We start from the raw sequence: 12,530 nt of genomic DNA on the forward strand, positions 1-12,530 counted from the left end.
GTCTCCTGCTCGTCAGAGATCGAGGACCAGCCGGGGCGAGCACGAACGGGACACGCTCCGCGCCCGAGCGCGGAGCGACCTTGCGGGTTGGCTGGGTCAGGCGGTCAGGACTCGAAGGCGGTGGGGAGGAACTCCTCCACGTTCTCCTTGGTGACGACCGGCGCGTCCAGCTGGATCGTGCGCGGCACGGTCACCTCGACCAGGTCGGACATCGCCTTGTCCTGCGCCAGCAGCCGGGCGAGCTTGATCCCGTCGGCGGCCTGGGTGGAGGGGTAGATGACCGTCGCCTTGAGGACGCCCTTGTCCGACTGGATCTCGCGCATCGCGTTCGCCGAACCGGCGCCGCCGATCATCGTGAACTCGTCGCGGCCGGCGTTGTTGATCGCGGCGAGGACACCGACGCCCTGGTCGTCGTCGTGGTTCCACAGGAAGTCGATCTTCGGCGCGGCCTGGAGCAGGTTGGAGGCCGCCTTCTCGCCGCCCTCGACGGTGAAGTCGGCGGCTACCCGGTTGTCGACGTCGAGGTCGCACTTCGCCAGCGCGTCCTTGAAGCCCTGGCTGCGGTCCTGGGTCAGCGGCAAGGAGTCGATGCCGGCGATCTCGGCGACGACGGCGTCCGTCTTGCCGTCGGCCTGCTCGCAGACGTACTCGCCGGCCGAGACGCCCATGCCGTAGTTGTCGCCGAGCACAGTGACGCGGGCGGCGTTGGGGTCGTTGAACTCGCGGTCGACGTTGATGACCGGGATGCCGGCCTCCATCGCCTTGAGCGCGACCGGCGTCATCGCCGCACCGTCGAAGGGCAGCAGCACGATGGCGTCGACCTTGTCGTTGATGAAGGTCTCGACCTGGCTGATCTGCAGGCTGACGTCGTTGGTGCCCTCCGCCAGGCGCAGGTCGACGTCCTCGTAGGCCTCGGCAGCGGTCTTGGCCTGCTCGCTGATCGCGCCCATCCAGCCGTGGTCGGCGGCGGGGGCCGAGAAGCCGATGACTACCGTGTCGCCCTTCTCGTCGTTGGAGCCGGCCTCGGCGTTGGACGTGCCGCCGACGTTCTCGGACTTCTCCGGGGTGTTGCTGATGCAGGCCGAGAGGGCCAGCACCGAGAGCCCGGCGACGAGGATTCTTGCTGTGGACTTCAGTTTCATGGTGGTGGTGCTCCTAGATCGTGCGAGGGTGGAGGAGGGACGAGTCCGAGAGGGTCGAGGACGTACGCCTGTCATGACCCTGGCCGTCGCGCGAACCGCTGCTGCAGCAGCACGGCGGCGACGATGATCAGGCCCTTGGTGAAGGCCTGGGCGGAGATCGAGAGGTTGTTGATCACGAACACGTTGGTGAGGGTCGCGAAGATCAGCACGCCGAAGACGGTGCCGACGATCGTGCCCCTGCCGCCGGAGAGCAGGGTGCCGCCGATGACGACCGCGGCGATCGCCTCCAGCTCGTAGAGCTGACCGTGGGTGGCGCTGCCGGTGGTGGTTCGGGCGATCAACATGACCGCCGCGATCCCGCAGCAGACCCCGACGAGCACGTAGAGGAGCACCGTGTGGCGGCGTACGTTGATGCCGGCCAACCGCGAGGCCTCCGGGTTGCCGCCGATGGCCAGCGTGCGGCGACCGAAGGTGGTGCGGTTGAGCACGACCCAGCCGACCACGGCGACGATCACGAAGATCCAGATCAGCACCGAGATGCCCAGGATGTCTCGGGAGAACGCGTCGGTGAAGCCCGGGACGCTGACGATCTGGGTCTTCCGGGCGGAGATGATCTCGGCCAGACCGCGGGCGCTGGCCATCATCGCCAGGGTCGCGATGAACGGCACCACCCCGCCGTACGCGATCAGCAGCCCGTTGATCAGGCCTGCTCCCGCGCCGACCAGGAGAGCGGTGGTGACGATGATGATCCAGTGGACGTCGTTGGCCAGCGCCTGGTTGGCCAGGGTCGTGCACCAGATCGAGGAGAGCGCGACCAATGCGCCCACCGAGAGGTCGATGCCGCCACCGGTGATGACGAACGTCATCCCGATGCTGACCACGCCGATCACCGCGGCGAGCCGCAGGATCGTCATCACGTTGTCGACCGAGGCGAACCGCTCGCCACCGGAGACGACGCCGACCAGGGCCAGCAGCGCCAGCGCCAGGACCAGGCCGAGGTTGTGGCCCGCTCCACCTCGCAGCAGCTGGCCGAGGCCACCGGGTTCGGCCCGGCGACCGTTGGCCGCCTCCTTCTCGACCCGGGCCGTGTCCGCCGGGGTCACAGCAGCGTCTGTGGGCGTGTCGCTCATGCGACCTCTCCTTCCATCACGAGGTCCAGGACCTTCGACTCGTCGATCTCGGTGGCGGGTCCCTCATGGACGACGGAGCCCTCGCTGATGACGAGGACCCGGTCGGCGAGACCGAGCACCTCCTCCACCTCGCTGGACACCACGACCACGGCGACGCCTTCGTCGGCCAGGCGGCGGACGAGGTTGTAGATCTCGGTGCGTGCCCCGACGTCGACGCCCCGGGTGGGCTCGTCGAGGAGCAGCACCTTGCAGTCGCGCAGCAGCCACCGGGCGAGCACGACCTTCTGCTGGTTGCCGCCCGACAGGTTGCGGACCGGCCGGTCCACCCCGGCAGGACGTACGTCGAGCGAGCGGCTGAGCTCCTGGGCGGCACGGCGCTCGGCGCCGCTGTCGAGGAAGCTGCCCTTGGAGAAGCGGTTGAGGGACGAGACCGTCACGTTGCGGTAGACGGCCTGGTCGAGCAGCAGCCCCTGGCTCTTGCGCTCCTCGGGAGCCAGGCCGATCCCGGCGGCCACCGCGGCTCGGACCGAGCCGCGGCGCAGCCGGCGGCCGTTGACGGTGACCGTGCCCGCGCTGGAGCGGCGGGCGCCGTAGATGGTCTCCAGGATCTCCGAGCGGCCGGAACCGACCAGGCCCGCCAGGCCGACGATCTCGCCGGCGTGGACGCGCAGGTCGACGTCGTGGAAGCGGTCGCCGGACAGGCCGCTGGCCTCGAGCACCGGCGTGGCGTCGTGCCCGGGTCGCGCCGTGGGGCGGTCGGGGAAGACGTACTCGATCTCCCGGCCGGTCATGAGCGTGATCAGCTCTCTCGTCGGGGTCTCCGCGACGGAGAGGCCGGTGGCCACGGTGCGGCCGTCCTTGAGGACCGTGATCCGGTCGCCGATCTGGCGGATCTCCTCGAGGCGGTGGGAGATGTAGATGATCGCGACGCCCTCCGCGGTGAGGCCACGGACCACCCGGAAGAGGTTGTCGACCTCCTCCTGGTCGAGGACCGCCGACGGCTCGTCGAGGATGAGCAGGCGGGTGTCGTGGGACAGCGCCCGTGCCATGGAGACGATCTGCTGTCCGGCCGGCGAGAGGTCGCCGACCAGCCGGTTCGGGTCGACCTCGCTGTGGCCGAGCCGTGCCAGGAGCGTACGCACCCGCTGGGTCGCCTCGGCACGGCGGCTGAACCCGGCCGTGGCGAGCTCGTGGCCGAGGAAGATGTTCTCGGTCACGGTGAGCCCGGGCACCAGGTCGAGCTCCTGGTAGATCGTCGAGATGCCCAGATTCATGGCGGCGACCGGGGTGGCCAGCCGGACCGGCTCACCTTCCCAGAGGATCTCCCCCTCGTCGGGCTGGTACGCCGCCGAGAGCACCTTGATCAGGGTCGACTTGCCGGCGCCGTTCTGCCCGAGCAGGCAGTGCACCTCGCCCGCGCGGACGTCGAGGTCGACACCGCCGAGGGCGAGCACGCCGGGGAACCGCTTCACGATCCCGGTCATCTCCAGCAGTACGCCACCCCCTTCCGTGCCGGCGGTGGGGCCGTCAGGCGACGGCGTCGGGGTCTGGGTCATCGAGTTCCTCCGTGCAGTTCGGGCAGGTCGGCGAGGACGGTGGGGTCGGAGAGCACGGTCTCGAGGGAGACCAGTGCACCGCCGCGGACCGCGGCGGTCGGGCCGTAGGCCGAGATCGAGACCCGGGTGCCGCCGGCGCGCGGCGCGAGGACGTCGGCGGCGAGCCGGGCCTCCACCGCCGGGCGCAGCCACTCGCCGAGGACGGCGTAGTAGCCGCTGAGCACGACGGTGCCGGGGTTGAGCGTGTTGACCAGGATCGCGGCGCCGGTGCCGAGCCACGTCCCGACCTCGTCCAGCGCGGCCAGGGTGCGGCCGTCGGCGAGCCGGGCGCGCTCGACCAGGGTGGCGAGCCGCTCCTCCAGGGTCAGAGCGGGGTCACGGATCGGGTCGTCGGGGTCGGTGGCCGACTCGAGCAGCGCCCGCAGGCCCACCACGGTCTCCCAGCAGCCGGTCCGGCCGCAGCCGCAGAGGCGGCCCCGCGGGTCGACCGAGAGGTGGCCGATCTCGCCGGCCCAGCCGTGCCGGCCCATGGCCACCCGGCCACCGCTGACGATCGCGCCGCCCAGGCCGACCTCGCCGTAGAGCACCACCATGTCGGCGCGGTCGGCGTCGGCGGCATCGAGCTCCGCGGTGGCCGCGACCGTGGCCTCGTTGGCCACCTGCACGGGCGGCACCGGGCCCACCAGCCCAGCGGTGGCGGCCAGCCGGCGGCGTACGTCCTCGGCGACGTCGATGTCGCGCCAGCCGAGGTTGGGGGCGAGCGTCACCCGCTGGGTGACGGTGTCGACGAGGCCGGCGACGCCCACGGTGATGGCGGCGACGGTGGTGCCGGCCGTCCGCGCCTCGGCGAGGGCGTCGCTGATCAGGTCGGCGAGCTCGGCAAGCACCTCCTCCGCCGGGAGGTTGCGGCCGTCGATGCCGCGGCGGGCCTCGGCGATCACGGACCCGGCCAGGTCGACGGCGACGACGGCGAGGTGGTCGACGTTGACCTCGGCGCCCACCCCGCACACGGCACCGCCGACGAGGCGGACCTGGACACCGGGGCGCCCGGCGCCTCGGCGGTCGGCATCCTCACACGAGACCAGCCCGAGCTCGACGAGCTCGTCGACCAGCCCGGTCGCGACCGTGCGGGTCAGGCCGGTCTCCTCGGCCAGGCGACCCCGCGATCGCGGCCCACGGTCGCGGAGCGACCGGAGCAGCAGGCCCAGACGAGCGGACCGCACCGCGGCCGGGTCGGCGGCGGCGGAGACCCGCACGGTGATGTCTGCGTCGCGCATGGTCGCCTCCTGTCCGATCGTCGTGGGGGGTGGGGTCGCTGACCGCAGCCTGTGATGGCAGTCACAGAATTCGGTGGCCGAGAGACAAACTAGTGACCCGGCTCACGTTGTACAACCCTTTCTCGACGGTTTCTGAAAAGTTTCTGTCGGACTTTGAAAAGTAATTGGACAAAGTGAACCAAAAGGGCACCCGGCCACAGTTGGCCGGGCGCCCCTTCAGGTCGAGCGCGAAGCGTCACTCGCTGGGTGCGATCACCACCTCGTCGGTGCCGGTGAGCGCCGGGATCTCGCCCTCGCCCGGGTCGGTGTACTCCGCCACGAAGACGGCGTTGAGATCATCCTGACCAGGGTCATGACCGCCGGGGACGGTCGTCACGATCGAGCCGCTGCAGCCGTTGGCGGTGGTCTGCGGGTGGCCGTGCTCGTCGTGGCCCAGGACGTACGTCACCGAGACCCGGTCGCAGTCGACCGGCTGGTCGTCGGTCACCTCGACCTGGAACTGAACGGTGTCGCCGAAGTGGAACGCCTCACCCGGTGCCGGGCTGGTCGTCAGGGTCACCACGGGCACGTCGTTGCCGACGATCACGTCGACGTCGGCCGAGGCGTGCTTGCCGCGGCCCGCCTTGCCCTTGTCGGTGACCGTCAGGGTCGCGCGGTAGGCCCCCGGCTCGGCGTAGGTGTGGGTGGCGGTCTTCCCGGTGGCGTCGAAGGTGCCGTCACCGTCGAAGTCCCACTGGTAGACGAGCTTGTCGCCGTCAGGGTCGGTCGTCCCGGCACTGTCGAAGGCGACGGTCAGCGGCGGCTGGCCGGCGGTCTTGTCGGCGCTGATCACCGGCTTCGGGGAGTGGTTGCCGGTGCGGGCGATGTAGTCGATCCGGGAGACCTGGGCCTCCTCGTTCTCACTGAAGAACCCGTCGCCGTACTCGAGCATGTAGAGCGAGCCGTCCTTGCCGAACTCCAGGTCCATCACGTTGTCCGTGGCGAAGCTGGAGAGCACCGACTCGATCCCGGTGAGCTCGCCCTCGGCATCGAGACGCATGCCCTTGATGTAGTCCCGACCCCATTCCGCGAACAGCGGGACGCCGTCGTAGTACTCCGGCCAGGCACCGGAGAGCGGGTCCTTCGTCGCGGACTTCTGGAAGTCGTACGCCGGGCCGGCCATCGGGGCGATGCCGCCGGTGCCGAGCTCGGGGAACTGCGCGGACTGGCCGTAGGTGTACCAGACCGTCGGCTGCGTCACCGGCGGGAGCTGGGTCAGGCCGGTGTTGTGCCGCGAGTCGTTGACGGGCGCCTCGCAGTCGAACACCGGACCCGAGACTCCGGTCCCGAAGTCGTAGTCGCGGTAGGGCAGCTCAGCGGTCGCACACAGCGGCCAGCCGTAGTTGGCCGGCTTGGTGACGACCGTCCACTTGCCCTGGCCGGACGGGCCACGCTCCGGGTTCGCCGCCGAGGCGTCGGGCGAGTAGTCGGCCACGTAGATCCGGTCGGTCTGCGGGTCGATCTCGATCCGGAACGGGTTGCGCAGACCCATCGCGTAGATCTCCGGGCGGGTCTTGTCGGTGCCCGGCGCGAACAGGTTCCCGGCAGGGATGGTGTAGCCGCCGCCGGCCTTCGGCTTGATCCGCAGGAGCTTACCGCGCAGGTCGTCGGTGTTGGCCGACGTACGCCGCGCGTCGAAGGCGGGACTGCGGTTCTCCCGGTCGTCGAGCGGGGCGTAGCCGTCGGACTGGAACGGGTCGGTGTCATCGCCGGTGGCGAGGATCAGGTTGCCCGCGGAGTCGAAGACGATGTCGCCGCCGACATGGCAGCAGCGGCCGCGGTCCACGGGTACGTCGATGATCTGCTGCTCGGTGGACAGGTCGATCTTCCCGCCCGCGTACTGGTAGCGGGAGAGACGGATCGCGCCCTTGAACGGCTCGAAGTCGGCAGGCGTGCCGAACTCCGGGGCGTCACCCTCGTTGACGTCCGGCGTGGCCGGGTCGTCGACAGGGGTGTTCATCGGGGGCGAGTAGTAGACGTAGACCCACTTGTTGGTGCGGCCGTTGTATCCGGGGTCCAGAGCGATGCTCTGCAGACCCTCCTCGTCGTGCTGGTAGACGTCGAACTCGGCGGCGACGCTGTTGACGCCGGTGTCGGCGTCGTTGAGCCACACCTTCCCGGCCCGGGTGGTGTGGAGGACGTCCCCGTTCGGCAGCACGGCGAGGTCCATCGGCTCACCGGGACGGTCGTTGAGGGTCACCTTCTCGAAGTCGGTGTCCGGCGGTGGGGCGGCCGTGGGGGCCGCGTCCGCGGACGTCGTGAGTGGGAGAACCAGGAGCCCTGAGACCACGGTCGTGGCGACGCTCCAGAGGGTGAATCTGCGCACGGTCCATCTCCTTCTCTCGCTGTCATGGAGGGGAGCGAGATCGTCCGCGAACGTAGCGATGTGACGCCAGTCACGTCAAGTGACTTGCGTTCTTTCGCAGGAAGATTTCGAAAGATGGGACGATGAAGAGCATTTGGAGCGGTCGGGCGTCGGGTTTATACCTCTCCGCTGCTGGGCGCGTACACCGAGGCGCTGATCAGGTGGGCAGCACCGATGACGCCGCCCTCGTCACCCAGCTCGCTGAGCACGATCGGGAGGTTGCCGGTGGCCAACGGCAGCGAACGGCGGTAGGTCACGCTGCGGATCTCGGCGAGCAGCCCGTGGCCGAGCTTGCTGACCCGACCGCCGATGACGATGAGTCCGGGGTTGAAGAACGAGACCAGGCTGGCCAACACCTGGCCGATGCGGTGGCCGCTCTCCCGGATGAGCTGGACCGCTTGGGCGTCTCCGCGAGCCACCGCGATGGCGATGTCCTCGGCGCTGAGGTCACCCTTCTCCGCGAGCAGCTCGGCGAGCACCGGAGAGCGCCCGGACCGGGCCGCGGCGAGCGCCTCACGGGCGAGAGCCGCTCCGCCGGAGAAGGCCTCGAGGCAGCCGGTGTTGCCGCAGGCACAGGTGGGGCCGAAGTCCTCGACCCGGATGTGGCCGATGTCGCCGGCACAGCCGTCGACGCCACGATAGAGCTCGCCGTCGACGACGATACCGCACCCGATGCCGGTGCCGATTTTGACGTAGAGGAAGTCACGGGCGGTCCGGGCGACACCGGCGTGCTGCTCCCCCGCTGCCAGCACGTTCACGTCGTTGTCGAGCACGACCGGGCAGCCGAGCTCCCGGGCGACCGCGTCGCGCACCGGGTAGCCGTCCCAACCCGGCATGATCGGCGGCGACACCGACACTCCCCGATGGAAGTCCACGGGCCCGGGTACGCCGACCCCCGCGCCCATCGGGTCGCTGACCCCGTGCTCGTCCAGGAGCGAGCGCACCTCGTCGAGCGCGGTGGCGAGCACCTTCTCCGGGCCGCTGCGGATGTCGCACGCCCGGGTGCGGGTGCCGATCACCGAGAGCCGTCCGTCGGTGAGACCGACCGACATGCTCGTGGCACCGATGGAGATGCCGACGAACCGGATGTCCGGCGCAAGGTCGACCAGTGTCGAGCGGCGACCACCGCGAGAGGCGGCCGGTCCCACCTCGTGGGCCATGCCCAGCTCGGTGAGCCGGCCCACCTCGGCCGCGATCGTGGTGCGGGAGACGTTCAGCCGGTCGGCGAGCTGCACTCGCGACAGTGGGCCCTCGTCACGGAGCTGGGCGAGCAGCCGGGCCTGCATGGAGGTCTCGGCCCTGCCGGCGAGTGAATGACGCATACCGGCGATCCTGCCATGTCGGACGCGGTCTCAGCCCAGAAGCGCGTCGACGAAGGCCTCAGGGGTGAACGGCGCCAGGTCGTCGGGACCCTCGCCGAGGCCGACGAGCTTGACAGGAACGCCGAGCTCGCGCTGGACGGCGACGACGATCCCGCCCTTGGCGGAGCCGTCGAGCTTGGTCAGCACGATGCCGGTGACGGCGACCGCCTCGCTGAAGACGCGGGCCTGGATGAGGCCGTTCTGGCCGGTGGTGGCGTCGAGGACGAGCAGGACCTCGGTGACCGGGGTCTGCTTCTCGATGACGCGCTTGACCTTGCCGAGCTCGTCCATCAGGCCGGCCTTGTTCTGCAGCCGGCCGGCGGTGTCGACGATCACCGTGTCGACGCCGGTGTCGAGCCCCTCCTTGACCGAGTCGAAGGCGACGCTGGCCGGGTCGGTGCCCTCCGGGCCGCGTACGACCTCGACACCGACGCGCTCGCCCCACGTGGTGAGCTGCTCGGCGGCGGCGGCACGGAAGGTGTCGGCGGCACCGAGGACGACCTTGCGGTCCTCGGAGACCAGGATGCGGGCGAGCTTGCCGGTGGTGGTGGTCTTGCCGGTGCCGTTGACCCCGACCATCAGCACCACGCCGGGCGCGCCGTCAGCGCCGCTGACCTGCAGCCGGCGGTCCATGCCCGGGTCGACCAGCTTGATCAGCTCGTCGCGCAGCGCCGCCTTCGGGTCGGCCTTGCCGCCCTCGACCCGCAGCCGGGTGCGCAGGCCCTCGACCAGCTCCTGGGTCGGCGCGACGCCGATGTCGGCGGTGAGCAGCAGGTCCTCGATGGACTCCCAGGTGTCCTCGTCGAGCTGGTCGGTCGAGAGCAGGTTGAGCAGGCCGCGGCCCAGCGCGTTGGATCCGGCCAGACGCTGGCGCAGCCGCACCAGGCGGGACGCGGTGCTCTCCGGCTTCTCGATGACCGGCGCGGCGGGCTCCGCCGGCACGGCCTCGGGCTCGGCCTCCCCCGCCACCGGCCCCTCGACCGTGGGCTCGGTCGGACGGGTGATGACGTCGGTCCCCGCCTCGGGCGACAGCGAACGGTCCTTGCGGCGCCGGGTGCTGGTGACCAGTCCGACGATGCCGCCGCCGATGATCGCGACAGCGGCGACCGCGATGATGACGATGAGGGTGACCATTTCCATGGGCCTCATCCAATCAAACTAGCCCTGATTTTCCGTAGTTCCTGGCTTGCGCTCACCGAACAGCTCGGCGAGATGATCCTCACGGCGGGTCTGCAGGCGCGTGGCCGGGCCGAGCGTGGGGGCCGTGTCGACGGCCCGTTCCATCGCCTCACCGAGCTTGGTGGCGTACGGCATCTTCTGTCCGCGGTGGGGAAAGACCGTGTAGACGATCACGAGTCCGGCCAGCGCGACGATGAGCAGCATCGCCACGAAGATGACAAGGATGGTCAACACTGGCTCGGCCAGCCCCCTTCTGAATTGCGCACGGACGGCGTCCACCCTTGCACAACCGGCGCCCGGAGCCCACAACGCCACGCGCGACGGCGCCGCGGGGGCGTCCCGGCGTACGGCGCGGGATCTCGACAACGTCCACCGTGCCGGTAGTGTTTCACGGCATGAGGATCATCGGGACAATGATGGTCCGGGACGAGGTCGACATCGTCGCCGCGATGATCGAGCACCACCTGGACCAGGGTGTCGACACGTTGATCGTCACGGACAACGCGTCGGTCGACGGCACCACCGAGGTACTCGAGCGCTACGCCGCGACGGGACGGGTCGAGCTCCACCACGACCCTGTCCACGAGAAGCAGCAGGGCAAGGTCGTCACCGCGATGGCCCGGCGTGCGCGCACCCACTTCCGGGCCGACTGGGTCCTCAACCTCGACGCCGACGAGTTCCTGGTGCCGAAGGACAAGGGCCTGACCGTACGCCAGGCGCTCGAGGCCACTCCCCTGTCGCTGAACGCGTTCACCGTCGAGGTGGAGAACCTCGTCGGCCCGCCCGCCTGGACGGGCGGCGGCATCAACCGGCTGCAGTGGCGCGACCGCCGCTCCGACGAGCGGCTCGAGGCGGTCGGGCTGCACGCCCACCCGACACCCAACGCGATCCACCGCGGCGAGTCCGACATCAAGGTCGTCCAGGGCAACCACTTCGTGTCGCTGAAGAGCAACGGCCAGCCGGCCGACGAGGTCGCGATGGAGGTGCTCCACCTCCCCTGGCGCTCCTGGTCCCAGCTGGAGCGCAAGGTGATCAACGCCGGCAAGGGCTACCAGGCCAACCCCGAGCTGAAGCCCAGCCCGCGCCATCACGGGATGCGCGACTACCAGCGCTATCTCGCCGGGACGCTGCAGGACGCCTACCTCGCCCGCACTCCCACCCGCGCCGAGCTCGCCGCCGGGGCCTTCTCGGGCGACTACTCGTTCGACGACTGGCTCACCCACCACCTCCGGATCGTGCAGAGCCGCGCGCTCGCCCCCGACCTGCTCCGCGACGTGCTCGACCCAGAGAACGACAAGGCGGTCCCCGACGACGAGCACGCGCTCGGTGCCGAGCGCGGCCGGGCGGCGCTGGCCGCCGAGCCCTACATCCCACCCCGCAAACACTGAACATCTCTCTCCAGGAGGACCTGTCTTGCCCACCTTCAGGGGCGCCGTACGTCGCGGCCTCGCCGCCGCGGGTCTGCAGACCGTCCGTGCCGCCGATGCCGAGGCCGCGCGCCTGCACGACCGGATCGACGAGCTCAAGCAGCGCAACCAGAGGCTGCGTACGAAGGTGGAGGGGTTGCAGGGCGACCGCAACCGCACCACCGCGGTGCCGGCCATCCCCGGCCTGGACCGGCTGGAGCTGCGGCGTGAGCAGGTGCTGGCCGGGGTCAAGCCCGACGCCCTGATCCTGGAGATCGGCCCCGCGCACAACGCGATCCTGCCGAAGCGGGACGGCTACGACGTACGCATCGTCGACTATCTCGACCGTGAGGGACTGGTCCAGCGATATTCGGGTTTCTCGCAGTACAACCCCGATGACATCGAGGAGGTCGACTACGTCTTCCGGCCGGGAACTCCCTGGTCAGAGGTGATTCCCGAGCGCTTCGACCTCGTCGTCGCCTCCCACGTCATCGAGCACACCACCTCGATGATCGACTTCATCAACGAGTGCGAGAAGCTGCTCAACCCCGACGGCGTGCTCGCCCTGGTCATCCCCGACCACCGCTACTGCTTCGACCGGTTCCGTGAGCGCGCCTCGCTGTCGCGGGTCATCGACGCCTCGCTCTACCCGACGTCGGTGCACACCATGGGCGCCGTCATCGAGGAGCGGCTCAACGCCGCCAAGCACGGCGGCATCACCGCCTGGGGCCCGCGCCACAAGGGCGACTACACCTTCGCCAACAACCTGGAGACGGTGAAGGCCAGCGGTGAGGAGGCCCGGCGCGGCGAGCGCTACATCGACACCCACAACTGGGTCTGCACCCCCCATCACCTCCGGCTGCTGCTCCAGGACCTCGCCGACCTCGACTTCATCTCGATGCGCGAGACCTCGTTCCACGACACGGTCAAGCACGAGTTCTTCATCAACCTCTCCCCCTCCGGCGAAGGCACCGGCCTCGCTCGCGAGGATCTCCTCGTCCTCGCCGACGACGAGCGACGGGTCCTCGACCAGGCAGTCTTCGAGAAGTAGGCCGCAACCAGCCGAATCTGCAGT

Annotated in this window: 10 protein-coding genes; 2 read left to right on the forward strand and 8 right to left on the reverse strand. The window is 70.0% G+C overall.

Features of this window, described 5'->3' with window-relative positions; genetic code table 11:
• Window positions 1–104: 104 nt before the first annotated feature.
• The 8 genes from ACFVJS_RS20470 to ACFVJS_RS20505 form a co-directional block, all read right to left on the reverse strand.
• On the reverse strand, window positions 105–1,142 hold the full coding sequence (locus ACFVJS_RS20470) for a substrate-binding domain-containing protein (RefSeq protein WP_378884141.1): 1,038 nt from the start codon (window positions 1,140–1,142) through the stop codon (window positions 105–107).
• A 71-nt stretch (window positions 1,143–1,213) separates the two neighbouring features.
• Window positions 1,214–2,272 (reverse strand): ABC transporter permease, encoded by a 1,059-nt coding sequence (locus ACFVJS_RS20475; RefSeq protein ID WP_378884144.1) that lies wholly within the window; start codon window positions 2,270–2,272, stop codon window positions 1,214–1,216.
• The gene (locus tag ACFVJS_RS20480; RefSeq protein ID WP_378884146.1) at window positions 2,269–3,828 is read right to left on the reverse strand and encodes a sugar ABC transporter ATP-binding protein; all 1,560 of its coding nucleotides are present in this window, start codon (window positions 3,826–3,828) and stop codon (window positions 2,269–2,271) included. Before ACFVJS_RS20480 ends, ACFVJS_RS20475 begins: the two co-directional genes overlap by 4 nt.
• Complete coding sequence (locus ACFVJS_RS20485; RefSeq protein WP_378884149.1) at window positions 3,825–5,105, reverse strand: ROK family protein; 1,281 nt, start codon at window positions 5,103–5,105, stop codon at window positions 3,825–3,827. Before ACFVJS_RS20485 ends, ACFVJS_RS20480 begins: the two co-directional genes overlap by 4 nt.
• A 235-nt stretch (window positions 5,106–5,340) precedes the next feature.
• Complete coding sequence (locus ACFVJS_RS20490; protein ID WP_378884152.1) at window positions 5,341–7,470, reverse strand: PQQ-dependent sugar dehydrogenase; 2,130 nt, start codon at window positions 7,468–7,470, stop codon at window positions 5,341–5,343.
• A 155-nt stretch (window positions 7,471–7,625) separates the two neighbouring features.
• Window positions 7,626–8,831 carry an ROK family transcriptional regulator gene (locus ACFVJS_RS20495; RefSeq protein ID WP_378884155.1) on the reverse strand — a complete coding sequence of 402 codons (1,206 nt, stop codon included), beginning with the start codon at window positions 8,829–8,831 and terminating at the stop codon, window positions 7,626–7,628.
• Between the two features lie 30 nt (window positions 8,832–8,861).
• Window positions 8,862–10,010, reverse strand: a complete 1,149-nt coding sequence (ftsY, locus tag ACFVJS_RS20500) for a signal recognition particle-docking protein FtsY (RefSeq protein WP_378884167.1) — start codon at window positions 10,008–10,010, stop codon at window positions 8,862–8,864.
• An 18-nt stretch (window positions 10,011–10,028) separates the two neighbouring features.
• Window positions 10,029–10,280 carry a hypothetical protein gene (locus tag ACFVJS_RS20505; protein ID WP_378884158.1) on the reverse strand — a complete coding sequence of 84 codons (252 nt, stop codon included), beginning with the start codon at window positions 10,278–10,280 and terminating at the stop codon, window positions 10,029–10,031.
• A 164-nt stretch (window positions 10,281–10,444) separates the two neighbouring features.
• Between ACFVJS_RS20505 and ACFVJS_RS20510 the strand changes: the two genes are divergently transcribed.
• Window positions 10,445–11,437 carry a glycosyltransferase family 2 protein gene (locus ACFVJS_RS20510; protein ID WP_378884161.1) on the forward strand — a complete coding sequence of 331 codons (993 nt, stop codon included), beginning with the start codon at window positions 10,445–10,447 and terminating at the stop codon, window positions 11,435–11,437.
• A gap of 25 nt (window positions 11,438–11,462) precedes the next feature.
• The gene (locus ACFVJS_RS20515) at window positions 11,463–12,506 is read left to right on the forward strand and encodes a methyltransferase domain-containing protein (RefSeq protein WP_378884164.1); all 1,044 of its coding nucleotides are present in this window, start codon (window positions 11,463–11,465) and stop codon (window positions 12,504–12,506) included.
• The last annotated feature ends 24 nt before the right edge of the window (window positions 12,507–12,530 follow it).

Source organism: Nocardioides sp. NPDC057772 (assembly GCF_042798075.1).
GTDB lineage: Bacteria > Actinomycetota > Actinomycetes > Propionibacteriales > Nocardioidaceae > Nocardioides.

Coding starts and splice junctions, on each gene's coding strand:
- ACFVJS_RS20470 (WP_378884141.1), bottom strand. CDS start 1,142: ATGAAACTGAAGTCCACAGCAAGAATCCTCGTCGCCGGGCTCTCGGTG.
- ACFVJS_RS20475 (WP_378884144.1), bottom strand. CDS start 2,272: ATGAGCGACACGCCCACAGACGCTGCTGTGACCCCGGCGGACACGGCC.
- ACFVJS_RS20480 (WP_378884146.1), bottom strand. CDS start 3,828: ATGACCCAGACCCCGACGCCGTCGCCTGACGGCCCCACCGCCGGCACG.
- ACFVJS_RS20485 (WP_378884149.1), bottom strand. CDS start 5,105: ATGCGCGACGCAGACATCACCGTGCGGGTCTCCGCCGCCGCCGACCCG.
- ACFVJS_RS20495 (WP_378884155.1), bottom strand. CDS start 8,831: ATGCGTCATTCACTCGCCGGCAGGGCCGAGACCTCCATGCAGGCCCGG.
- ftsY (WP_378884167.1), bottom strand. CDS start 10,010: ATGGAAATGGTCACCCTCATCGTCATCATCGCGGTCGCCGCTGTCGCG.
- ACFVJS_RS20510 (WP_378884161.1), top strand. CDS start 10,445: ATGAGGATCATCGGGACAATGATGGTCCGGGACGAGGTCGACATCGTC.